The organism is Alcaligenes sp. Me129 (assembly GCF_050487245.1).
GTDB lineage: Bacteria > Pseudomonadota > Gammaproteobacteria > Burkholderiales > Burkholderiaceae_B > Alcaligenes > Alcaligenes phenolicus.
Genome location: NZ_JBKQGX010000029.1, coordinates 1 through 21,500, shown reverse-complemented (window position 1 = coordinate 21,500; position 21,500 = coordinate 1). Strand labels below are relative to the sequence as shown.

The 21,500-nt window shown below is 56.5% G+C and carries 22 protein-coding genes; 15 read left to right on the top strand and 7 right to left on the bottom strand.

What is annotated here, in order from left to right; translation table 11 throughout:
• Positions 1-3: 3 nt before the first annotated feature.
• The 6 genes from ACLPGZ_RS19055 to ACLPGZ_RS19030 all read left to right on the top strand — a co-directional run bounded on the left by ACLPGZ_RS19055 (position 4) and on the right by ACLPGZ_RS19030 (position 6,808).
• Positions 4-984, top strand: a complete 981-nt coding sequence (locus tag ACLPGZ_RS19055) for a type II secretion system F family protein (protein ID WP_009456782.1) — start codon at positions 4-6, stop codon at positions 982-984.
• 5 nt (positions 985-989) lie between these two features.
• Positions 990-1,988 carry a tetratricopeptide repeat protein gene (locus ACLPGZ_RS19050; protein ID WP_429641846.1) on the top strand — a complete coding sequence of 333 codons (999 nt, stop codon included), beginning with the start codon at positions 990-992 and terminating at the stop codon, positions 1,986-1,988.
• A gap of 25 nt (positions 1,989-2,013) precedes the next feature.
• Positions 2,014-2,502: a DUF3613 domain-containing protein gene (locus ACLPGZ_RS19045; protein WP_429641844.1), complete on the top strand. Its 489-nt coding sequence runs from the start codon at positions 2,014-2,016 to the stop codon at positions 2,500-2,502.
• Positions 2,503-2,536: 34 nt separating this feature from the next.
• Entirely contained in the window at positions 2,537-4,609 is a 2,073-nt protein-coding gene (locus ACLPGZ_RS19040; protein ID WP_052159418.1) for a pilus assembly protein TadG-related protein, read from the top strand.
• A gap of 20 nt (positions 4,610-4,629) precedes the next feature.
• Complete coding sequence (locus ACLPGZ_RS19035; protein WP_009456771.1) at positions 4,630-6,033, top strand: sigma 54-interacting transcriptional regulator; 1,404 nt, start codon at positions 4,630-4,632, stop codon at positions 6,031-6,033.
• Between the two features lie 61 nt (positions 6,034-6,094).
• The gene (locus ACLPGZ_RS19030; RefSeq protein ID WP_031232639.1) at positions 6,095-6,808 is read left to right on the top strand and encodes a DUF2968 domain-containing protein; all 714 of its coding nucleotides are present in this window, start codon (positions 6,095-6,097) and stop codon (positions 6,806-6,808) included.
• Positions 6,809-6,934: 126 nt separating this feature from the next.
• Here ACLPGZ_RS19030 and ACLPGZ_RS19025 read toward each other — a convergent pair whose 3' ends face one another.
• The 3 genes from ACLPGZ_RS19025 to ACLPGZ_RS19015 are packed head-to-tail and all read right to left on the bottom strand — an operon-like array spanning position 6,935 to position 9,576.
• Complete coding sequence (locus ACLPGZ_RS19025; protein ID WP_009456769.1) at positions 6,935-8,107, bottom strand: vWA domain-containing protein; 1,173 nt, start codon at positions 8,105-8,107, stop codon at positions 6,935-6,937.
• Positions 8,097-8,717 (bottom strand): GNAT family N-acetyltransferase, encoded by a 621-nt coding sequence (locus ACLPGZ_RS19020; RefSeq protein WP_083053245.1) that lies wholly within the window; start codon positions 8,715-8,717, stop codon positions 8,097-8,099. The genes ACLPGZ_RS19025 and ACLPGZ_RS19020 overlap by 11 nt, the downstream gene beginning before the upstream one ends.
• Before the next feature lies 1 nt (position 8,718).
• Positions 8,719-9,576: an AAA family ATPase gene (locus ACLPGZ_RS19015; RefSeq protein WP_009456767.1), complete on the bottom strand. Its 858-nt coding sequence runs from the start codon at positions 9,574-9,576 to the stop codon at positions 8,719-8,721.
• 216 nt (positions 9,577-9,792) lie between these two features.
• On the opposite strand from ACLPGZ_RS19015, the gene ACLPGZ_RS19010 reads away from it, so the two are divergent.
• Together ACLPGZ_RS19010 and ACLPGZ_RS19005 are read left to right on the top strand one after the other, a co-directional pair.
• A complete protein-coding gene (locus ACLPGZ_RS19010; RefSeq protein WP_009456766.1) occupies positions 9,793-10,149 on the top strand; it encodes a c-type cytochrome in 357 nt (118 codons plus the stop codon).
• 16 nt (positions 10,150-10,165) lie between these two features.
• Complete coding sequence (locus tag ACLPGZ_RS19005; protein WP_226348971.1) at positions 10,166-10,534, top strand: c-type cytochrome; 369 nt, start codon at positions 10,166-10,168, stop codon at positions 10,532-10,534.
• Between the two features lie 14 nt (positions 10,535-10,548).
• Here ACLPGZ_RS19005 and ACLPGZ_RS19000 read toward each other — a convergent pair whose 3' ends face one another.
• Positions 10,549-10,977 (bottom strand): DUF1841 family protein, encoded by a 429-nt coding sequence (locus ACLPGZ_RS19000; RefSeq protein WP_009456762.1) that lies wholly within the window; start codon positions 10,975-10,977, stop codon positions 10,549-10,551.
• A gap of 267 nt (positions 10,978-11,244) precedes the next feature.
• Between ACLPGZ_RS19000 and icd the strand changes: the two genes are divergently transcribed.
• From icd to ACLPGZ_RS18985, 3 genes are all read left to right on the top strand, one after another.
• Positions 11,245-12,501: an NADP-dependent isocitrate dehydrogenase gene (gene icd, locus ACLPGZ_RS18995; RefSeq protein ID WP_026483219.1), complete on the top strand. Its 1,257-nt coding sequence runs from the start codon at positions 11,245-11,247 to the stop codon at positions 12,499-12,501.
• A gap of 307 nt (positions 12,502-12,808) precedes the next feature.
• Entirely contained in the window at positions 12,809-14,044 is a 1,236-nt protein-coding gene (locus tag ACLPGZ_RS18990) for an acyl-CoA dehydrogenase family protein (protein WP_060186448.1), read from the top strand.
• A gap of 3 nt (positions 14,045-14,047) precedes the next feature.
• Positions 14,048-15,382 (top strand): carboxylesterase family protein, encoded by a 1,335-nt coding sequence (locus ACLPGZ_RS18985; RefSeq protein ID WP_321290285.1) that lies wholly within the window; start codon positions 14,048-14,050, stop codon positions 15,380-15,382.
• A 14-nt stretch (positions 15,383-15,396) separates the two neighbouring features.
• On the opposite strand, the gene ACLPGZ_RS18980 is transcribed toward ACLPGZ_RS18985, so the two are convergent.
• Positions 15,397-16,293 (bottom strand): PaaX family transcriptional regulator, encoded by an 897-nt coding sequence (locus ACLPGZ_RS18980; protein WP_083053247.1) that lies wholly within the window; start codon positions 16,291-16,293, stop codon positions 15,397-15,399.
• Positions 16,294-16,440: 147 nt separating this feature from the next.
• Positions 16,441-16,746, bottom strand: a complete 306-nt coding sequence (locus ACLPGZ_RS18975; RefSeq protein WP_083053248.1) for a Dabb family protein — start codon at positions 16,744-16,746, stop codon at positions 16,441-16,443.
• Between the two features lie 291 nt (positions 16,747-17,037).
• On the opposite strand from ACLPGZ_RS18975, the gene ACLPGZ_RS18970 reads away from it, so the two are divergent.
• From ACLPGZ_RS18970 to ACLPGZ_RS18955, 4 genes are all read left to right on the top strand, one after another.
• Positions 17,038-17,535, top strand: a complete 498-nt coding sequence (locus ACLPGZ_RS18970; RefSeq protein ID WP_009456753.1) for a flavin reductase family protein — start codon at positions 17,038-17,040, stop codon at positions 17,533-17,535.
• A gap of 59 nt (positions 17,536-17,594) precedes the next feature.
• Positions 17,595-18,926 carry an MFS transporter gene (locus ACLPGZ_RS18965; protein ID WP_226348969.1) on the top strand — a complete coding sequence of 444 codons (1,332 nt, stop codon included), beginning with the start codon at positions 17,595-17,597 and terminating at the stop codon, positions 18,924-18,926.
• Positions 18,927-18,994: 68 nt separating this feature from the next.
• Positions 18,995-20,041: a M29 family metallopeptidase gene (locus ACLPGZ_RS18960; protein ID WP_429641841.1), complete on the top strand. Its 1,047-nt coding sequence runs from the start codon at positions 18,995-18,997 to the stop codon at positions 20,039-20,041.
• 215 nt (positions 20,042-20,256) lie between these two features.
• Positions 20,257-20,583 (top strand): tetratricopeptide repeat protein, encoded by a 327-nt coding sequence (locus ACLPGZ_RS18955; protein ID WP_137431145.1) that lies wholly within the window; start codon positions 20,257-20,259, stop codon positions 20,581-20,583.
• Positions 20,584-20,832: 249 nt separating this feature from the next.
• Here ACLPGZ_RS18955 and ACLPGZ_RS18950 read toward each other — a convergent pair.
• Positions 20,833-21,500, bottom strand: a 668-nt coding sequence (locus ACLPGZ_RS18950; protein ID WP_429641839.1) for a Smr/MutS family protein, incomplete at its 5' end; no start/stop codon positions are given.

The window sequence follows — 21,500 nt, the reverse complement described above, 5'->3', positions numbered from 1 at the left end:
GACATGATGGCCTTGGAAGCACAAACCGTTCTGGTCTGGGGAGCTGTGGCTTGCGCTCTGGCTGGCCTGATTCTGTTTGCCTTGTGGTTTCACAACCATTGGCAGCAGCGTCAGCAAGCCATGCGTTTGAGCCAGGCGGTGGATGAACGCCTGAAAGGCGCGCCGCACATGACGCAGGCGCCTAGCCAGTCTCGCCAGACGGTGGAACAGATCAAGATGCAGGCAGGCAGTCTGGGCGAGCGCTGGCTGAAAGGGCGTTTCGGGTCCAGTCTGCTTAGCGAGGAAGATCGCGTACTCATCATGAATGCGGGCTTCAAGCACATTGATGTGGCGCGGCAGTATTTCGTCCTGAGTCGAGTCGGCCTGAGCATTGTTCTGATTGTCCTGTTCAGCTTGTTGCCCATGACTCGCAGGCTGAATGAGTATGTGCCGTTTGTGTCTGTGTTCATTGGCTTTGCCCTGGGCTGGATGCTGCCCAAATGGTGGCTGGCGCGCCGGGTCTCGCAACGTCGTCTGCGTATCGCTGCGGAGCTGCCCCTGTTTGTGGATTTGCTGCGTTTGCTGCAAGGCGTGGGCCTGTCCATGGACCAGACCTTGCACACTATCGAGCGCGAATTCCATGACGTGATTCCCGTCATGGGCTCAGAGCTGACCATTGCGGTCGAGCAATATGCCCGTGGTCGTACTCGTGAACAGTCGTTGGAGCGGATTGCCAGCGGCTTTACCAACGAGGATCTGGCCGTGATCTGTCGCCTGATTGTGCAGGTGGACCAGCACGGTGGTGCGATGCAGGAACCCCTGCACCGCTTCGGTGTGCGCTTGCGCGAGCAGCGTCGCCTGGAGCTGAAAGCCAAGGTAGGCAAATTGACCGTAAAGATGACGGGCGTCATGGTGCTGACTTTGCTGCCTGCCTTGTTGATTATTACTGCGGGATCAGGTTTTCTGGCCTTGTTCCGTGGCTTGAGCCAAGTGGCCGGAGGGTGATTTTGATGAAAATGTCGACATGGACTCGTCCCTTGATGCGCTGGGCTGCGCTGGGTTTGGGGAGTACTTTGCTGGTGGCGTGTTCCACCACGGACTCCGCCTACGAGCTGGTGCGTCAGCAACAGGAACAGGAAGCCTTCTTGCAGAGCAAGGAAATTGAGCATTGGGAAAAGCGCAGACCGACTGACAAGCAGATGGCGGTACGCATGCTGGAAGAGACGCAAAAACAGGGCCGCTACTTTGCGTCCCTGGCCTATGCCGAAGCCATGGAAAAGGAATATGGCGCAGACCCGGAGGTCATGGTGTTGCGGGCTGAAGCACAGCGTCAAACCGGACAGCTGGAGCAGGCAGCGCACACCTTCAAGGCCCTGTTGAATACACCCGTGGCCGGACGGGCTTATCAAGGTTTGGGTTTGATTGCTGGCTCGCAAGAACACTTTGATCAGGCTGCTCATTTCCTTAAGCAGGCGGCTGGGCAAGACCCCACGAATGCGATTGTGCAAAGCGATCTGGCTTATGCCTACTTGCGTTCCGGTCGCCCTCACGAAGCACGTCTGGCCCTGGGCAAGGCGGCCGAACTGGCCCCGGATAACCCCAAGATACTGAGCAATATGGCCTTGTATTTGCTGGTCAGCCAGGAAACTCAACGGGCTGGTTTTGTGATGCAGCAAGCAGGTATGGACGCCGCAACCCAGCAAGCCATTGTGCAGATGGCCGAACAGATTGGACAGGATCTGGAGCAATTGCACGCCCGTCAGCAAATGCAGAAACAACACGAGCTGCGTATGGCAGCGGCTGCAAAGGAGGTGCAGGCCAGAGCCCAGGCGGTGGCATTGAGTCCGGCTACTCCGACGGCGATGGGCCAGGTGGTCTTGAACCGATCCGCCCAGGCACAAAACCCGGCCGTGGCTCGTCCTGCTGCGGTTGTGGTTTCTTCTACGCAAGCGGGCTTGAACCGTCCCTTGCTGGAAAGCCTGGGCCCTGTGTCTTCGTCAATGAATTGATTGCCGTTTTTTCAAGGATATCGCAATGAACCGATCCCGCATTTTGGCCTGCTGCACCTTATTGATGGCCAGTAGTGCCTGGGCGCAGACACAAGCTCCGCTGACTGGAACCATGGTTTCAGGCACCAGCACCTACCCGGTCAGCACCAGCCCGGCAGCGGCCAGCAATCAGGGTGTGCACACACCGGCCGCTCCGGCGGCAGAAACAGCGCCTGCTGAGCGTCAGCCTTACGAGAAGTACCGCTTGAGTGATGAGGAAGTAAACCCTTGGCCTGAAGTGGAGGGCCTGCCTGTGCATGTACAGAACGAGCGCCGCCATATTCCGCCGCGCATCGAGGTGGGGCCTGATACCCGCAGCCTGCTCAGCATGCAGGCCGACCCGGACCGAGAAGGCAAGGTCTTGCCGGTGCATGGTGCAGCAGCCAATCTGGCCTGGGAGCGCTATTTGGAGAGCTTCAAGCATCCCATTCCTGAGTACATGAAAGAGCGCATCAAAACAAACGGTAGTGATTAAAGCCCACAGGGCTGGAGTGGGTCAGGAGAGCGAGATGAAATGGGGAAGAACTCGAACCCAGAGCGAGCAGGCACATAAGCAGCAAGGTTCCATTATTGTGCCTGCAGCCGCCGCGTTGCTGGTGGGGCTGGTGTTGCTGGGGGCGGCGCATCTGGGGCATAACTTCCATGTGAAGCGGGGGCTGCAAAACGCCGCTGACCTGGCTGCACTGGCGGGGGCGCAGGCCTTGGGTTCCGGGGATGCGCTGGGCTGCCAGCAAGGTGAAAGCATGGCCAGGTTCAGCCTGAATAGCCAGCCCGATTCGCCTGCTGCGGGTTTGACGGGCGATGGTGCCAAAGTCTTTTGTGGTAAATGGAATAGCAGCCACAGTGATCCGGCCCAGCGTTTTGTTTCTTCCTTGCCCGCTGATTCCGTGCGCGTGCATTTGAGCTATCAGCCGCCTTCTCTGTTCCCTTTCTTTACTTCCTCGGTGATTGAGGCGGTTGCCACCGCCAAGAACAGTGAGCCGGTTGCGACCTTCTCCGTGGGCAGTCGCCTTTTGTCCTTGAAGCGCAATGGTCTGGTCTATAACCTGCTGCGCGGCGTGGGCCTGCGCCCGGACCAGTTGACGGTGCTGGACTCGGCCGGTTTGGTCAATGCCAAGATTACGCCTTCCGGTTTGTTGAAAGCCTTGGGATTGCCCGCCACGGTTATCGCAGGAGTGGGTACACCTGAAGAATTGGCCCGGCTGGAGCAGCTGACTTTGGCCGATTTGCTAAGTGCCAGCCTGGCCTTGCTGGACCAGCAAAAAACACTGGGTCTGGACGTTGGGGCCCTGCAGGAATACATCCGCTTGTTGCTGGGCGTCGGGCCTCTGGATTTGCCCGTCAAACTGCTGGGCGATGGCGGTATTCTGGCCTTGATCGATGGTGTGGATCCCTTGTCGGCCTTGAATGTGAACCTGGACGTGCTGCAACTGGTCAACACGGGACTGGTGGTGGCCAATGGCAAGAATCTGATTGATTTGAACCTGACTGCGCTGCCTTCCGGTTTGACCAATATGTTCAATAACGCCCTGGATTTGCGAGTGCGGGTTGTGGAGCCGCCCAGCATCGCCATGGGCGGGATAGGCACTAAAGCGAACTCGGCAGGTGTGCGAGTCTATCTGAATCTGGATACTTCCAAGATTCCATTGGCCGGCCCGATCCTGAAGGTGCTGGGAACCGAAGTCAGCTTGCCGGTCATTATCGAGTTGTCCCAAGCCACTGGGGAGCTCGTCAATATCTGTCGTGCCCCGATTGCCGAGAATCAGGCCACGATTGCGGTCAAATCCTCCTTGGTGAATGTGTGTCTGGGCAAGTTCCCGCATTCGGATTTCTTTTCGACCAGCAATAGCTGCAAGGACGAATCCTTCGGGCAGATTCAGCGCCATCGTGTCATCAATGTGCTGGGTATCTTGCCGTTGACTGCCAAAGTCACCTTGCCCCTGATTGATACCAAAAACCCGGTTCATGTGACGCTGACCGCGCCTCCGGGCGAGCCTTCGGAAGCAACCGTGAACGCAACTCAGCTGGACTTGTCCCGCAGTGTGCGCCTGCTCTCCGATGCGGTTCTGTCAGGCATTCTGGGCGACTTGCTGAACACGCCCTGGAGTGGCGCTTCCGGTAAACGTCAGATGGCAGAAAGTCTGGTCGGTGATGGGGCGGGCCGCTCAATTTCTGCCGTTGTGAACGAGATGAACTGGTCCAAGGAACGCATGGAGCAACTGTCCCGCACCATGAGCCAGAACGGTTTGATTGGTGTGTTGGGCGGAACTCTGGGCTTTGTCGATAATTTGCTGACAACCCTGCTGGGTGCTCCCTTGAGCGATCTGGCTTGTGTGATTGGCGGTATAGGTGGCCAGAAAGCCATGCGCGAATGCCGGACAGGCGCGGTAGAGGTGCTGGTCTTTAAAGACTCCAACCTGGTGGGTGCCGTTCTAAGTTTGGTTGTCGCTTTGTTAGACCCTGTATTGCAAGGTTTGAGCGCGCTGCTGGAAGAACTGCTGAAGCTGCTGGGCCTGAGCCTGGTCGAGGCGGATGTGAAACTTCATGATGTGCAGTGCGGTACTGCCTATCTGGTGCAATAGGGCGGGAGGCGAATACAGCAATGAGCGTCAGCTTTATGGGTAATGAACCCGTTTTATACGTCTGGGAGGGTAGTTCCGATCTGGTGACGCGTGCCGAGCGCGCCATGGAACCCAGTTCGGTAGCGGTCATGCGCGTAGAGCCTTCCCTGGTGCTGGACGCCGAGCGTCATCCCACGCGCCATGCGGTTGCATTGGTGTCCGTCAGTGTGATGGCCCAGGGACGTTTTGAGCAGCACCAGTGGCTGGTCGAGCACGCCATTCCGGTGATCTGGGTGGCCTCGGAGGACCGAGGCTACGACCCGCGTTTTTACCCCTCGGCCTACTCCTATACCTTGCCGCTGTCTTTCAGTCAGGCCGAGCTGCGTACTCTGGTGGCCAAGCTGGCCGGGCTGACCGCACAGGTCGAGCGCGAAGGGCAAGGTGGTCCTCAACCATTAGTAGCCGTATCGCCTGTGATGCGGGCCTTGATTGCTGAAGCGGATATGTACGCCGATAGCGGGGCCAGTGTTTTGATTCATGGTGAAACAGGTGTGGGCAAAGAACGCATCGCTCAATTGCTGCACGAGCGTTCTTCACGAGCGCAAGGGCCCTTTGTTCCGGTGAATTGCGGGGCGGTGCCTGAGGGCCTGTTTGAAGCCCACTTCTTCGGCCACGCGAAAGGGGCTTTTACAGGTGCGATTGGTGCTCATAAAGGCTATTTCGAGCAGGCGGATCAAGGCACCTTGTTTCTGGATGAGATCGGGGACTTGCCCTTGCACCAGCAGGTCAAGCTGCTGCGGGTGCTGGAGCAGCGTTCGGTAACGCGCCTGGGATCGACACAACAGATCCCAGTAGATTTTCGTATGGTGGCTGCCACCAACAAAAACCTCTTGGGACTGGTGCAACAAGGCCAGTTCCGTGCGGACTTGTATTACCGTTTGGCCGTGGTTGAGCTGCTGATTCCGAATCTGGAACAGCGTGGCTCCCAGGAAAAAATCGCCATTTTCTGCGCCTTGCTGGAACAGGCCCTGGAGTGTGACGTCGAGGACATCCCTCAATGGGTTCTGGATGCGGTGGGCAGCATGCGCTTTAACGGTAATGTGCGCGAGCTGGCTAATCTGGTGGAGCGCGTTGCTGTCATGAGCAAGCAGTTTGGGGCCTGGGAGTCGGTGCAGTTGCGGCAAGTGCTGGAACGTTTCAATGCCCCCGTTATGGCCCCGGCTCTGGCTTTGCCTGAAGGTGCGCCCATTCTGGAGCGGCCCGAGCCCGTCATCAGCCTGAGCGCACAGGAGCAGGAAGAGCGTGCACGTATTATTTCGGTTCTGGATACCCAGAACTGGCGACGGCAGGATACCGCTGCTGTATTAGGGATTTCTCGTAAAGTTTTGTGGGAAAAGATGCGCAAATTCAACATAAAGGCACAAGATGCGACAAGCCGCGTTTAGAATACGGGCTGATTCTGTGTATCAAGCTAAACACAAAAAAATTGTTTATCAAGGGATGGGTATGGTGAACCTTAGTCAGAAGACGGCGGTGTTGCTGTCCTTGGGGGGACTTCTTTTATTGTCAGCGTGCAGCTCGGTGTCTTTGGTGCAGGAGCCAGAGCGGCCCGTGGTCGCGCAAACCCAGGAACAAGAGGTTGAAGAGGTAGCCCCGGTTGCGGCTCCAGCCGCTGCTCCAGCGCCCGCAGCGGCCCCGGCTTATCAAAACACCACTGTGGCTCAGTTGCAGCAGCTGATTCAGGCCCGTGCCGTGCAAGAGCTGCGTACCGCCTATAACGGCCGCTTCGGTGCCAGTCTGTTGTTCTCTGCCGAAAGCATGACCTACTACGTGGCCCTGTTCCAGCAGCGTGAGTTCTGGCGCGTCTTCAAGACCACCGACGAATCCCTGGCCGAGCGCATGTACACCCAGTACCGTCAGGACACGGTGGACTATGCCGCCGCCGATCTGGAGCGCATCAAGCTGCAGGCTGAAGTTGCCAAGGCTGAAAAGCAATTGAATGAAAGCGCCGATCAACTGACCGTGCTGCAGAACGACTTGGCGTTGCAGCGTCAGCAAGAGGCCTTGGCCATTGCTCAGCGCGAGGAGTCCCGTCGCGAAGCCCAGGCGCTGGCCGAACAAGAGCGTGAAGCCCGAGAGCAGTTGCGTGAATTGCAGAGTCAGATCAAGGATCTGGAGCGACAGCGTGCCGGGATGTTGCAGCGTCAACGAGGTCGCTGATCGCTGCAATAGCAAAGCCTGATTGAAAGCCCGCACAGTCGCAAGACTCTGCGGGTTTTTTAATCGTAAATAAAAAAAGACCCGAAATTCGGGTCTTTTAACTTGCTGCTTGATAGAGGTCTGATGCTACCGCGACAAGTACCGCATTGCCTCTTCCAGCCCTGCGCTGGTGACGGGGTACATATGGTCGGACATCAGGTTTTGGATGATGGCAATGGATTGGCGGTAGGGCCAGTAGGCCTGCGGCTCGGGGTTGAGCCAGGCAATACGTGGCCAGTGGTCGTTCAGTCTTTGCAGCCAGGCTGCGCCGGTTTCCTTGTTGTAGTGCTCGACAGAACCACCTGGGGCCATGATCTCGTAAGGACTCATGGTGGCATCGCCCACGATAATGACGCGCCAGTCCTCGTTGTACTTGCGCAGCAAATCCCAGGTTTCCAGTCGTTCGCTTTGGCGGCGTGAATTGTTCCGCCATACCGATTCATACACGCAGTTATGGAAGTAGTAGGCCTCCAGGTGTTTGAATTCGGAACGTGCGGCCGAGAACAGGGATTCAACCTGGGCGATGTGGTCATCCATGCTGCCGCCTATATCCAGCAGCATCAGCACATTGACGCGGTTTTGTCGCTCGGCCTGCATTTGCAAATCCAGCATGCCCGCATTGCGAGCCGTCTCGCGTATGGTGCTGTCCAGATCCAGCTCGGTAGGGGCACCTTGGCGTGCAAAGCGTCGCAGGCGACGTAGCGCCATCTTGAAGTTGCGTGTGCCCAGCTCTTGCTGGTCGTCGTAGTCCACGAACTCGCGCTTTTCCCAGACCTTGATAGCAGTACGGTTTCCTGCCGAAGGGCCACCAATGCGGATACCTTCGGGATGATAGCCACCATGTCCAAACGGCGAGGAGCCGCCGGTTCCAATCCACTTGTTGCCGCCTGCATGACGCCCTTGCTGCTCTTTCAGACGTTCCTTGAACATCTCCAGCAGCTTTTCCAAGCCATGCTTTTCCAGTGCGGCTTTCTGTTCCGGAGTCAGGTTGCGCGTCAGGGTTTTGCGCAGCCAGTCCTCGGGCAGGGTTTTATCTTTGGCCAGCGCTTCCAGCTGCGGCTGATAGAACTCGCCAAAGGCCAGATCAAAGCGGTCGTAAAGCGTTTCGTCTTTGATAAGAACCAGTCTGGATAGGTGATAAAAATCGTCCAGCGTGGGCGGCATGATGCCTTTGCACAAGGCGTCCAGCAGCGTCAGGTGCTCCTGAATGGAGACCGGCAGGCCGCGTTCGCGCAGGTGGTAGAAGAAATCAAGCAACATGGCTGTGCTGCCTTAGTTTGTCCAGCAAGTGGGCGCGGGTATCGGGCCACTCGCCTGCCATCAAGCTGTAGAACATGGTGTCGCGTATCGTGCCATCGCGCCGGATGGCATGGTGGCGGACACGACCATCGAAACGCGCTCCCAGCCGGGTGATGGCTTGCTGGGATTTGAAATTCAGGTGGTCGGTACGCCAGCCCACGACTCCGGCTCCCAAGGTCTCGAACGCATGTTGCAGCAGGAGCAGTTTGGCCGCGGTATTGACGTGGCTGCGCTGGGCGCTGCGGGCGTACCAGGTATAGCCGATTTCCAGGCGGGCCACTGGCGCAATAATGTCGTGATAGCGCGTAGTGCCGACAGCCCGGTCTGTTCTCAGGTCACGCACCAGAAAGGGCAGCATATGGCCTTGCTCCAGGCCGTCCAGCGCCTTTTTTACATAGTCCTGGGCCTGGCCGGGGGCGGGCACGCTGGTTACACGTACATTCCAAAGTTCGCCATCGGCAGCGGCGGCTTCCAGTAACTCCACGTGCGCCAATTGCAAAGGCTCCAGACGCACGTCCCATCCTTCCAGTGTCACGGGGGCCAATGGCTGGGAAAAAGCGCTTGTTTGCATATCAGCTCCGGCGCTGGCTGCGTTGGCTCATGGCGGCCAGACGTTGCATCAAGGACAAGTCCTGTTCGTTTTTCAGCAAGGCACCGGCCATAGGGGGCAAGCCTTCATCCAGCTCGTGCAGGGCATCGGCAGGAATGTCGTTGGCCAGCAGCAGACGCAGCCAGTCCAGGAATTCCGAGGTAGACGGCTTTTTCTTCAGACCGGGGACATCTCGCAGGGCAAAGAAGGTATCCAGGGCGCTGGACAGAATGTCGCTGCGCAGATTGGGGTAATGCACCGCCACAATCTGTTCCATGGTTTCGCGCTCGGGGAAGCGAATGTAATGGAAGAAACAGCGGCGCAGGAAGGCGTCGGGCAGATCTTTTTCATTATTGGAGGTAATGATGATCAAGGGACGATGGCGCGCCTTGACGGTCTGGCGAGTCTCATAGACATGAAACTCCATGCGGTCCAGTTCCTGCAGCAAGTCGTTGGGGAACTCGATGTCAGCCTTGTCGATTTCGTCGATCAGAACAACCGTGGGTTCCTCGGACTCAAACGCTTGCCACAAGGTGCCTTGCACAATGTAGTTGCCAATGTCGCGGACTTTTTCATCGCCCAGCTGGGAGTCACGCAGACGCGACACCGCATCGTATTCATACAGGCCCTGATGGGCCTTGGTGGTGGACTTGATGTGCCATTGCAGCAGGGGGCGTCCCAGGGCGCGGGCCACTTCCAGGGCCAGCAGTGTCTTGCCAGTGCCGGGCTCGCCTTTGATCAACAAAGGACGTTGTAGCGTCAAAGCGGCGTTGACGGCCAGCTTCAAATCATCAGTGGCAACGTACTGATCGGTGCCTTCAAAACGGGTCGTAGTAGTCATAAATCGGCTCAAACTTGTACTTAAAATGTTGATCTGTCAAGAATAGAAACTCGGGTATAAATACTAGTATCAGTCATCCTTGGCAATTATCATACAATCGACTCAGTACTCGTCGGTCAGCATCACAGAGCCAGGTGTCGCGTTGATTCCTTTTTGCTGCAATAGACGCAGAGCCTGACCCGGACCGTTTTCAACTCCACGACAAAGCGAATAGCGATGATGAAGTTGCAAATGAAGCGGTATGTCTCTTTCTTTCTTCTGGCCTCAAGCTCCTGTCTGCCCTGGGCAGCCCAGGCGCAGGATTCCGAGCCGATCAAGGCCAATCCCGAGGCGGCGCGCGACAAGATCTCCATGTGTATAGGCTGTCATGGCTTGCCCGGTTACAAGGCCAGCTTTCCCGAGGTCTATCACGTCCCCATGATTGCCGGGCAGGGGGCTGCTTATATAGAAGCAGCGCTCAAGGAGTATGCCAGCGGCGCTCGAACCTTCCCCACCATGCAAGCCATTGCGCTGAGCTTGTCCGAACAGGACATGGCGGATATTGCCGCGTATTACGCGGGCAACAAACCTTGAGGACGGGGAGGCACGTATGAGAAAAGCAGTCTTGCTGGTGGCAATGGGGCTGATGGCCGGGGTGGCCGGTCAGGCAATAGCCGCTGAGGATCTGGCCAAGGCAGGCGGGGAAGCCTGGAAGAATCTGAATTGCGCATCCTGTCATGGTGACGATGCGAAAACGCCCTTGAACCCGGAATATCCCATTCTGGCCGGTCAGCATGCCGATTATTTGCGGCAAGCCTTGATGGCTTACAAGCGTGGGCAGGCCGGGGCACCGGCAACGTCCAATATCCGCAAGAATGCCGTTATGGGGGCTATGGCCAATACCATGAGCCAGGCGGATATCGACAGTATCTCCGTATGGCTGTCGCGTCAGCCCGGCCCCTTGAGCAATAGAAAGTAAGGCAGCCTGCGACTTTAGTCGCGCGTGCTGTGGCGCAAAATCAATTCGATATAGCGCTCGTTGTTCAGCGGTGTGCCCAGACGTTGTGCTTCCCAGATCACCTCGCCCAGCGCTTCCATAATGATGTGCGCTGCGGCGTGCTGATCGTGCCGGGTCAATAGGCGCTGATACGCTGCCTTGATGCCTGGAGGCTGGTCAATGGACAGTTGTTCATTGATAGCCAGGTGCATGGACAGATGCAGGAAGGGGTTGCTGCGTCCTTGCTCCACGGAATAGTCCTGGTTGACGGCGTCGGCGTTGCGCAAGTCGTCGTGGTATTCAGGGTGCTGTTGCACCAGATCCACCGCCATGGTTTCCAGAGCGGTCAGCAGATGACCACTTTGGTGCTTGTCCCAAGCTTCAATGAAAAATTGGCGAACCTGCTCGCGAGAGGGGTTGAACATGGTGGAATCGAGATAAAAATAGTCAGAAAATGCGAATCTTCGGCGCGTGTTTTGCGTGAAATGGTGGGGGCGCAAGGCCGGCACAAGCTGCAATCGGGGCCGTGTAGAATGGATAAGTTGCCAAGAATGCAAGCATTTTTGGCAAGCTTTGAGTTTACAGGTGCCTGAATACGCGCGAATTAAGTTAAACTCTTATATAAGACTTCGGAAACGCGAAAGCGTTCCGTGTTTAGCTATCCCTAATATTGGAGCACAACTGGAGCATCCATGTCCTATCAGCATATCAAGATCCCCGCGTCGGGGCAGAAAATTACAGTTAACGCGGATTTTTCCCTGAATGTTCCCGATCAACCCATTATTCCTTACATCGAGGGTGATGGTACGGGTGTGGATATTTCGCCAGTCATGATCAAAGTGGTCGACGCTGCTGTTGCCAAGGCTTATGGCGGCAAGCGCAAGATCGAATGGATGGAAGTGTTCGCCGGTGAAAAATCCACCAAGGTGTACGGTTCCGACGTCTGGCTGCCAGAAGAAACTCTGGATGCCGTTAAAGACTACGTCGTGTCCATCAAAGGCCCTCTGACCACTCCCGTTGGCGGCGGCATCCGTTCCCTGAACGTGGCCCTGCGTCAGCAACTGGACCTGTACGTCTGCCTGCGCCCAGTGCGCTACTTCAAGGGTGTTCCTTCGCCTGTGCGTGAGCCAGAAAAGACCGAAATGGTCATTTTCCGCGAGAACTCCGAAGACATTTACGCCGGTATTGAATTTGCTGCCGAGTCCGAAAGCGCCAAGAAGCTGATCGACTTCCTGCAAAACACCCTGGGCGTGAACAAGATTCGCTTCCCCAATACCTCCGGTATCGGTGTCAAGCCTGTGTCCCGCGAAGGTACCGAGCGCCTGGTGCGCAAGGCCATCCAGTACGCCATCGACAACGATCGCTCTTCCGTGACCATCGTTCACAAGGGCAACATCATGAAGTTCACCGAAGGTGGCTTCCGTGATTGGGCTTACGAACTGGCTCAAAAAGAATTTGGCGCTGAATTGATCGACGGCGGCCCATGGTGCAAATTCAAGAATCCCAAGACCGGTCGCGAGATCATCGTCAAGGATTCGATTGCTGACGCCTTCCTGCAACAGATTCTGCTGCGTCCTGCCGAGTACGACGTTATCGCCACACTGAACCTGAACGGCGACTACATCTCCGACGCTCTGGCTGCTCAAGTGGGTGGTATCGGCATCGCTCCCGGTGCCAACCTGTCCGACTCCGTGGCCATGTTCGAAGCTACCCACGGTACTGCTCCCAAGTACGCTGGCAAGGACTACGTGAACCCAGGTTCGCTGATCCTGTCTGCCGAAATGATGCTGCGTCACATGGGCTGGACCGAAGCTGCTGACCTGATCATCTCCAGCATGGAAAAATCCATCACCTCGCGTAAAGTGACTTATGACTTTGCCCGTCTGATGGAAGGCGCGACTCAAGTGTCCTGCTCCGGCTTTGGCGATGTCATGATCGAAAACATGTAATGAATACAGGCTGTTAAAGCCGGTTTTCTACATGAGAAACCGCCGACCTTCGGGTCGGCGGTTTTTTTTTGTCTCATGCTGGCGCAGGCCATTTTTTTCTCTTTTTTCTGCTTTGCTTGTGCTCAAAATATTTTTGATCGTTACTTTTATGCAATTAAGAATAAGCTTGGTTCATGATTTTTACTAGGTGAAAACCCGAATAAACTCAATAAAACAAGCGGGTTTAGCGTTTTTCATGATTATTGATATTGCGATTGGCTAACGATAGCTATAAATTTGCCATATTAAATAATTCTAAGGAGCTGTTATGACTATCACAGGAGCTACATTGGTCGCCGAGCGCGAGCGGATCACCGTTACCCAGGCACCATCCCGTCAGGAGACAGAGGAGATTCTGGGGCGCATCCATGAGATCGGCCCGCTGCTACGTGAGTTGGCCCCGCAGGCTGACCGTAATCGCATGTTGTCAGACGAGGCGGTTCAGGCTTTGGAGTCCACCGGGGCCTGGCGCATTTCGGCCTTGAAGCGCTACGGCGGTTATGAGGGTGGGGCGGAGATGCTCTTGCAATGTGCCAGCGCCGTGGGCTATTACGATCCGGCAGCAGCCTGGTGTGTGGTGATCTCTAATGGTTCGGTCATGCTGGCCAACCGCTTTAGCGATGCCATGCTCGATGAGGTGTTTGCAGACGGTCCAATCCGTGCGGCGTCCATTTTTGCCCAACCCCAAGGCACGGCAACGCCGGATGGCGATGGCTGGCGCATTACGGGCAAGTGGCCTTTTGCCTCGAACAGCAATCACTCGGACTGGGCACTGGGGATTTTGTTCATCAAGGAAAACGAGCAGGTCGAGCCCACCGTGGGCTTTGTGCTGATGCGTCGTGATGAGTTTGAAATTCAGGATACCTGGTACACCATCGGTATGCGCGGCTCGGGCTCCAACACCATGGTGGCAGAAAACCTGTGGGTGCCCAAAGAGCGCCTGATTACGTTTCAGCAACTGATGGGCGATGTGCAGGAGCAAGATCCCTTGGCTACATTTGGTCGTCGTTTGACGCCGCACCTGACCATGTCCACCTGCATTCAAGCGCCATCTTTAGGGGCCGCGCAAGCCGCCGTGGATTTCACTACTGGTGTCAGTGGCAAGCGCGGCATTACCTATACCCATTATAAGAAGCAGTCGGATTCAGGGGCGTTTGTGCAGAACCTGGGAACGGCCAGTATTCAGATTGATGGTGCCCGCTTATTGCTGGAACGCGCTGCGGCTCAAATTGATGCTGCTGCCTCTGGCACCGTGCCCATGCCTTTGGAGCTACGTGCTCGTCACCGCGCCGGAATCGGCCATGCCGGACACGAACTGGTGGATGCGGTGAACAATCTGTGCTGGTTACATGGCACGGCCTCTTTTGCGGAAAACAGTTTGCTGGGCCGTATGTGGCGGGATATCAATACAGGTACTCGCCATGCTTCGATTACCGCCCCTATGGGTTATGAGCTACACGGTAACGGCATGACCGGTACGCCTTACATTTCCAACAAGCTCTAAACCATGACGGCGACATTGCTGGTCAATGCTCCCTCGCGACGTTGTCATGCCGATGGCGTAGAGGTGCAGGCCTGGTATGGCCTGCGTTACGCCCAGGGTACGCGTCGTTTTGAAGCGGCGCAGGCGGCGACGGGGCGAGTGGCAGCGACCTCTCTGGACCAGGTGCCCTTATTCCCGCAGCGCCCCAGCCGCCTTGCGGCGGTGATGGGCGCAGGCAGTGCCAATCCGCAATCTGAAGATGCTTATTTTCTGAATGTGTGGGCTCCCGCCCAAGCGCAAGGTCTGCCTGTGCTGTTCTTTATCCACGGTGGAGCCTGGATGAGTGGCGGCGCTTCTTTGGATTGGTATGACGGCACCCGCCTGGCAGCGCAGGGCATGGTGGTGGTCAATGTGAATTACCGTCTGGGTGCCTTGGGGCACCTGGGCGATGCACAAGCTGATGATTTGCCTTTGCCGGCAGCCGACCTGCTCTTGGCACTGCAGTGGGTGAAAGATCGTATCCATGCCTTTGGCGGAGACCCGGACAAGATTACCTTGATGGGGCAATCGGCGGGTGGCTGGTATGCGCATTTGCTCAGCGTGCTGGAGTCCACACGAGGTTGGATTGATCGTGTTGCTTTGCTCAGCATGGGAACGCGCACGCCGTGGTCACCCGAGCAACAAAGAAAAACCACAGAGCGCCTGCGACAAAGCTTGGGTGATCAGTGGCTGACGGCGAACGTGGATATCTTGATGCAGCACGGCATGATGGCCTTGGACAAAGAGCCGCCACGTTTGGCTCATGCTCCTTCGGCATTCTTGCCTGTGGCCAGCGCCGGGATGCCGCCCGACTTCTTGAATCCTGACTGGGCGGCCCAAGCCTGCCATGCGCAGGCGGTGTATCTGCGTTGTACTGCCCAAGAGTCCTCGGTGTTCTTTTTTGACGTGCCTTTTCATCGGCAGGCGACGCAAGAGCAGGTCGATCAGGCTTTGGGTGTATGGCCTGTGGGAGATTTGCCAGACAGCCTGCTGCGAAATGGGGTGTATCAGGGAGTAGGTTCGGGTCTGACGCCGTATCAGCAAGTGGTGGCCGCGTCGTCCTGGTTGCAATTCCAGCGTTTTCCCACGCAGTATGCGGCTAGTCTGAAAGCAGCGGGGCGCTCGGTGGTCTGGAGTGGCTTCATGGAACAAAGCCCGCTTGAAGCGGTGTTCAGCGGGCATTGTTTTGATTTGCCTTTCCAGTTTGGCAACTTCCGGGCCTGGCGGGATGCACCCATGATGCAGGGGGTGACGTCGGAGCGGTTTGAGCGCGTCGCCCAGGATTTGATGGGCGACATCGCACGCTTTGCGGGGGCCTGACTAAAGGAGCAGGTTTACTCCGTGCCGCGGGCCTTCCAGTTTGGAATGGCCTGCTGCACGTGTTGCGAGCTCAAGGGACTAAGCAGTCGATGCAAATCACCGAACAATTTGCGGGCTGTATTGCCTACCCAGTTGTCTGGCAATAGCTCGGGTGCCAGGCCTGGGTCCAGAAAGGGCAGTCTGCGCCAGCGTGTCACCATAGGCATATAGAGTCGGAAGGCTTCCAAAGGGTCGGCCGTGCCTTGGCGTAAAGCGGTTTGCCACGCTTCAACTTCGTGTTGATACGAGTTCAAGAAGGACTGGTACTCATTGGCCAGCTTGTCCCAATTCCACCAGCGGGAGATTTTTTCCTGAATATCGCTCAGGCCGCTGGGTTCGCAGGTGAACAGCTCAATATAGGGCCAGAGCTGGTGCTCGCGTATGTACTCGACAGCCTCTGCCTGCAAGCGCGCCGGACCTATATACAGGCCCGCATTTACCGTGCCAAACCCCATGCGAGCCAAGCCTGTACGAATCTTGTGACGGTTCTGGCGTTCGCTTTCCGGAACGGAGAAGGAGACCAGCAGCCAGGGGTCCCGAATATTCATGGAGGGCGAGGAAAAAATCCGTTCATCACCGGCCTGCATATGCGGCTCCAGTTCGGCTGCCAAGGCATAGCCTTTGCCCGAGGCGGCTTGTTGGCTAACTAGCACGCCTTTTTTCTTGAGCCGGGAAATGGCGGAGCGCACGCTGGACGGTTCAGCACCCAGGTCGGCCAGTAGTTGAACCACGCTGGCCACGGGAATGATGACGCCGGTGGGGCGGGCGAACAGACCGTAGAGCGTCAGAATGTAGTGGTGCGGGGCAAGTTGCTCGTGCTCGCCATGGTCTCGGCTAGCGATGAACTCATCAATCGCGACGCTTGCTTTCATTCTGTTTTCCGGTGGTGGGGCTGATTGCTACCCATTTTTGATAGTAGGTTTGTAGCGGGCCATTTTACCGTGCGTGCCCCGGCGGCGCTAGCGTAGCCGCACTGGGGCTGCTTGCGTCCTGTTTGCCAGGGCGCCAGCTTGAGCTTCTTAGGGCAGGCTTTTCTCCAGCACGCTGTCCAGCACGACGATGTCCTGAATGTGCGGGGCGATGGCATCCAGCATGGCCTGGTGAGCATCACTCTGTCTGTAGGCGTCCAGTGCTTCTTGAGTGCGGAATACAGAAAGCAGGGCATGGCTGTAGCGCGCCGAGCTGCGTGACAGGTTCGGCACCCATTCAAAGCGTTCTATGCCGGAGCATTCCTGATGTATGCGGATAAAGGCCTGGTCCAGCTTGGGGGCGAGTTCCGGGCTGACAGGGGTGTGGGGTGCCATCAAAACGATATGTAGATACATGCTGTCCTTGTGGATTCCGAGAGGTTTTAAGCTCATTAATTATTGCAAATAAATAATGACGAAAGATAATACGCAATAATATTCGGTTGAATTGTATAGGCCTATAGCTTTTAAAACGACGAATTTTCATAGGGTTAATACCTAAATTCAACAAAAACCATCCTTATTTGCCTATTTTGTTATTGCAAATAAATGACGATCGAAACAGAATTTAGGCCAAGCGAGTGTGTTGTCGCAGAGCTCGCCTCATTTTGGGTTTTGGGTCTTTAACGCCTGAGCAGAGTCATCGTCATGAAAGAAAACATAAGTGGGTTGGGAGCCAGGGTGGTGCGCGAAGCCTTCGGACATTTTCCATCCGGGGTAGCGGCCATTGCCGCCGTACTCGATGGCAAGCCGCAAGTCATTGTTGCGTCCAGTTTTTCCGTAGGGGTTTCGCTGGATCCGCCTTTGGCCGCCTTTTTTGTGCAGAAAAGTTCCTCGACCTGGGCGCTGCTGTCTCGCGCCTCGCGTCTGGGGGTGTCAATTTTGAGTGCTGAACATGCGGCTATTTGCCGTCAGCTGGCCGGACCGGACAAGGACAGCCGATTCAGCGATATCGAGGTCGAGCTGACCGAGGAGGGGGCCGTCCATATACAAGGGGCATCAGTCTGGTTTGACTGCAGTGTTTTTCAAGTGCATCCCGCCGGGGACCACGATGCCGTGCAATTGCTTATCCACGATGTGCAGATCGAGCGCGAAATCTCGCCACTGATCTTTCATCGTTCTCGTTTCACGCAGTTGGTGGCCTGAGCCACCGGATCAAAAACAATAAACAAGAAGCATAACTATCACAGTGAAGGGGACATCTCTTGGACGCACATACACCATCTTTGCGCGAGCAGCCCATGACTGCCGCGCAGCGTCGACGCGTTATTTTGGGGGTTGGGGCGGGTAACGCCCTGGAGTGGTACGACTGGACGGCTTATTCGATTTTTGCCGCCTATTTTGCCAAGCAGTTTTTCTATAGTGAGGACCCGCTGGCGGCTTTGCTGGGCACACTGGCAGTATTTGCTGTGGGTTTTTTCATGCGCCCGCTGGGAGGCATCTTTTTTGGCTGGTTGGCCGATCGCAAGGGGCGGCGTTTCACCATGACCCTGTCCATGCTGGTGACAGCCTTGGGCAGTTTGGTGATTGGTATTGCTCCTACGTATGACATGGTGGGGCCGATTGCCGCCTTGTTCTTGTTGATGGGCCGTTTGTTGCAAGGGATTGGCCACGGTGGGGAGGTGGTTTCTTCCTTCACCTATGTCACCGAAATGGCACCTGCTCATAAACGTGGGCTGTGGTCTTCCTCCGTGTTTGTGTTTGTCACGATCGGGGTATTGGCGGCTGTGTTGCTCAGTGCCTGCCTGACCAGTCTGCTGGGTGAGGATGTTGTTCGGGCCTGGGCATGGCGTGTGCCTTTTGTCTTGGGTGGGGCCTTGGGGGTATATGCGCTGTATCTGCGTAGAAAGCTGGATGAAACTCCCATGTTCAAAGCCCGTCAGGCCGCAGCGCGAGCGGCAGGCAAAACGGCGCGCCCGGGCGCACGCGTGTTCTGGTCGGAGGTCTGGAAGTATCGCAGTGCCTGCTTGCGCGTATTTGCCTTGTCGGCCGGCGGCACCGTGCTGTATTACGTCTGGGCCATCATGGCGCCCACCTTTGCCATTACCTCCCTGGGCATGCCTGCCGCCAAAGTGATGTGGGTGGGGGTAGGGGCCAATCTTTTCCTGATTCTGTGCCTGATTTTCTGGGGCGCATTTTCGGATCGTTTTGGTCGCAAGGCGAACTGGTATTTCTTCTCCATCGGTTCAATCATCAGCATCATCCCGCTGACCATGGTGCTGACCGGCGGCCAGGGCGAGATCTGGCGTCTGGTGGTGTTCATGGCGGGCGGCATGCTGTTGATCTCGGCACCCACCGCCATCATGCCGGCCTTTTTCCCCGAGCAGTTTCCGACTCGTATCCGTGCGGTTGCCATGGGCTTGCCCTATTCGGTCGCTGGTGCCCTGACGGGCGGGACCGCTCCCTATTTGCAAGCCTGGCTGCATTCCATCAATCAAAAGCAGGTTTTTGACTGGTACCTGATTGGCCTGTGCGTTCTGGCCCTGTGGGCCACCATTGCCTCGCCCGAGACCAAGGGCAAGGATTTGCACGACTGATGTGTATAGGTGCTGCCCGGCTGAAAGAGCCGCGCAGCGCCTTTTTTGAATTTTCTAGGAGTAGTGAGATGTTGCGTGAGCATATTGAAGGTAAGTGGATTGCTGATTTTGTAGAAGTGTTTGGACTATGCAAAGTACAACCCGGCGAAATGGCAGTCGTGCTGTCCGAGACGCAATCGCGCTCCGTGCTGGCCGAGCTGGCTGAGTTGGCCCTGACGCAAATGGGGGCACGGGTTTGCCATGTGAAACTGGTCTCGCCACGTCTGAAAAGCAATATTGCCCTGCGCTCGACCGGGACGTCTTTGGCGCTGGAAGGTATGGACCCGATTGTCCAGGCTTTGGCAGGCAGCCAGTTCATTGTGGACTGCACCGTAGAAGGGCTGCTGCATTCGCCCGAGCGTGCCGCACTGCTGGCCAAAGGTGCCCGCATCATGATGATTAGCGACGAGCATCCCGAGATTCTGGAACGGGTTAAACCCAGTCCTGATTTGCAAAGCAAGTGCGATATTGGCGGCAAGCTGATTACCGATGCCAGTGTCATGCACATTAGCTCCGAAGCCGGTACGGACCTGACGGTCAGCCTGACGGGTGTGATCGGGCGCGGCAGTGCCGGGATAGCCGACAAGCCGGGCAGCTTTGGGTATTGGCCTGCTGGCCTGTGCATTTGCTACCCCAGCAATGGCAGTGTGAATGGCACGCTGGTGCTGGATAGTGGAGATGTGAACCTGACCTTCAAGCGCTATCTGGAATCAGCCGTAACCTTGCGCATCGAAAACGATTATGTTGTGGCCATTGAGGGCAAGGGCGTGGATGCCGATTTGATCCGCTCCTATTACGCTAGCTGGAATGACAAGGATGCCTACGCGGTCAGTCATGTGGGCTGGGGCATGGCGCCAGCGGCTCGCTGGGACTCCATGGCCATGTATGACAAGCGCGATACCAACGGAACCGAGTTGCGCGCTTTTGCCGGTAACTTCCTTTTCTCTACGGGCGCAAATCCAGCGGCTGGCCGTTTCTCCGATTGCCACTTTGACTATCCAATGCGCAATTGCACGGTTAGCCTGGATGGCCGTGAAGTGGTCAGCAAGGGAGTGTTGCAAGGCGATCTGGCCTAAAGCGCTAGCCAGGGCGGCACCAGCAGGAGAATGGGCCTACAGAGCCTGGCCTGCTGAGGCCGCCCTTTGATATTCCGTGGTACAAAACCAAGCTCAATGGTTTATGGCTGGACAGTTCAATAGTCATCAAGCTGTGCAGGCGTGTCGTGGCCGCTATTTTGCTTTGTGTGAAGGCAGTGCGACCCAGCTTTGCTTTGTTTTCAAGGGTACGGATTATGCGCGAAGGATTGGAGAAGCTACTGGCGGCAGGCAAGGATAATGCTTTGTTGCGCTTTGGTCTGGGCAATGCCTGTATGGGCGAGGGCGATTTGGAAGCGGCTCGCGAACATTTGTCCAAAGCCGTGGAAATGAATCCGCGTTACACCGCAGCCTGGAAGCTGTTGGGCCGGGTGCTGGTGAACCTGGAGCAATTCAAACAGGCCAGGGAAATTCTGGAGCAGGGCTTGGTGATTGCCCAAGAGCAGGGCGACAAGCAGGCTGAGAAAGAAATGCAGGTGTTTTTGAAGCGGGCCATGAAGGCTTTGGACCAGGCAGCAGAATAAAGACTGCGAATGGGCGACTGATATTTTCTTACCATGCGGGTATCAGTGCATTCCCTAAGTGTGACAGCTTTATAAATGGGGCACAATACGTTTCATGCAGGTGAGGAGACATAGCCCCGCAACACTGGGCAATAAAGACCGAAATAAAACGGTCACTATTATAAAAGCAATAGGCAGTACAACATAACAACAACAAAAAAAAGGCCAGCGAAAGCTGGCCTTTTTTACGTCTGTACCTAATGGAAAAAATCAAACACCGGGCTCGGACATGGCTTGCAGCACCAGTTTGACGGCACCTTGCCCACCTTCGTTGGGCGCGCATTCCATATAAGCCAGAACGCTGGGCAGCTGGGTTAACCAGCGACGCACGGCATGACGCAAAACGGGTTCGCCATTGCGCGAGCCGTAGCCCGTGCCATGGACAATTCGTACACAGCGCACGCCGTGCTCCAGACAGGAGCGCAGAAAGTTGTCCAGTCGCTCGCGGGCCTGTTCCAGATCCGAGCCATGCAAATCCAGGCTGGACTCAATCGGCCAACGGTTGCGTTCCAGATCGCGCAAGACATCGGTGCCACAGCCAGCACGCAAATGTCGTATATCGTTGCTTTCACCTTGCACGCTGACATATTGGTCAGAGGCCTGGGGCAGGGCGGGCGTACTGGTGGGCGCACCTACCGCGTGGCGACGACGTTGCTCCAACTGTTCCGGGCTAGCCGCAGGACGGCTCATGACTACGCTTTGACCACGTTTTTTCAAGGGGGCGACGTCCCGCATGGACTGGCGTAGCCAGGCCCTGTCGCTGGGGTCCAATAAGGAAACGGGGTCTTGGGCCGCTGTAGCATTACTGGCAGGAGCCAGTTTGGCTGGCTTGCCACCCGGATCCGGTGGGCGGGGGCGCATGCGAGCCTGGGGACGGG

Excerpts from the sequence above, each read along its gene's own strand:
- ACLPGZ_RS19055 (WP_009456782.1), top strand. The coding sequence starts at position 4 with ATGATGGCCTTGGAAGCACAAACCGTTCTGGTCTGGGGAGCTGTGGCT.
- ACLPGZ_RS19050 (WP_429641846.1), top strand. The coding sequence starts at position 990 with ATGAAAATGTCGACATGGACTCGTCCCTTGATGCGCTGGGCTGCGCTG.
- ACLPGZ_RS19045 (WP_429641844.1), top strand. The coding sequence starts at position 2,014 with ATGAACCGATCCCGCATTTTGGCCTGCTGCACCTTATTGATGGCCAGT.
- ACLPGZ_RS19040 (WP_052159418.1), top strand. The coding sequence starts at position 2,537 with ATGAAATGGGGAAGAACTCGAACCCAGAGCGAGCAGGCACATAAGCAG.
- ACLPGZ_RS19035 (WP_009456771.1), top strand. The coding sequence starts at position 4,630 with ATGAGCGTCAGCTTTATGGGTAATGAACCCGTTTTATACGTCTGGGAG.
- ACLPGZ_RS19030 (WP_031232639.1), top strand. The coding sequence starts at position 6,095 with ATGGTGAACCTTAGTCAGAAGACGGCGGTGTTGCTGTCCTTGGGGGGA.
- ACLPGZ_RS19025 (WP_009456769.1), bottom strand. The coding sequence starts at position 8,107 with ATGTTGCTTGATTTCTTCTACCACCTGCGCGAACGCGGCCTGCCGGTC.
- ACLPGZ_RS19020 (WP_083053245.1), bottom strand. The coding sequence starts at position 8,717 with ATGCAAACAAGCGCTTTTTCCCAGCCATTGGCCCCCGTGACACTGGAA.
- ACLPGZ_RS19015 (WP_009456767.1), bottom strand. The coding sequence starts at position 9,576 with ATGACTACTACGACCCGTTTTGAAGGCACCGATCAGTACGTTGCCACT.
- ACLPGZ_RS19010 (WP_009456766.1), top strand. The coding sequence starts at position 9,793 with ATGATGAAGTTGCAAATGAAGCGGTATGTCTCTTTCTTTCTTCTGGCC.
- ACLPGZ_RS19005 (WP_226348971.1), top strand. The coding sequence starts at position 10,166 with ATGAGAAAAGCAGTCTTGCTGGTGGCAATGGGGCTGATGGCCGGGGTG.
- ACLPGZ_RS19000 (WP_009456762.1), bottom strand. The coding sequence starts at position 10,977 with ATGTTCAACCCCTCTCGCGAGCAGGTTCGCCAATTTTTCATTGAAGCT.
- icd (WP_026483219.1), top strand. The coding sequence starts at position 11,245 with ATGTCCTATCAGCATATCAAGATCCCCGCGTCGGGGCAGAAAATTACA.
- ACLPGZ_RS18990 (WP_060186448.1), top strand. The coding sequence starts at position 12,809 with ATGACTATCACAGGAGCTACATTGGTCGCCGAGCGCGAGCGGATCACC.
- ACLPGZ_RS18985 (WP_321290285.1), top strand. The coding sequence starts at position 14,048 with ATGACGGCGACATTGCTGGTCAATGCTCCCTCGCGACGTTGTCATGCC.
- ACLPGZ_RS18980 (WP_083053247.1), bottom strand. The coding sequence starts at position 16,293 with ATGAAAGCAAGCGTCGCGATTGATGAGTTCATCGCTAGCCGAGACCAT.
- ACLPGZ_RS18975 (WP_083053248.1), bottom strand. The coding sequence starts at position 16,746 with ATGTATCTACATATCGTTTTGATGGCACCCCACACCCCTGTCAGCCCG.
- ACLPGZ_RS18970 (WP_009456753.1), top strand. The coding sequence starts at position 17,038 with ATGAAAGAAAACATAAGTGGGTTGGGAGCCAGGGTGGTGCGCGAAGCC.
- ACLPGZ_RS18960 (WP_429641841.1), top strand. The coding sequence starts at position 18,995 with ATGTTGCGTGAGCATATTGAAGGTAAGTGGATTGCTGATTTTGTAGAA.
- ACLPGZ_RS18955 (WP_137431145.1), top strand. The coding sequence starts at position 20,257 with ATGCGCGAAGGATTGGAGAAGCTACTGGCGGCAGGCAAGGATAATGCT.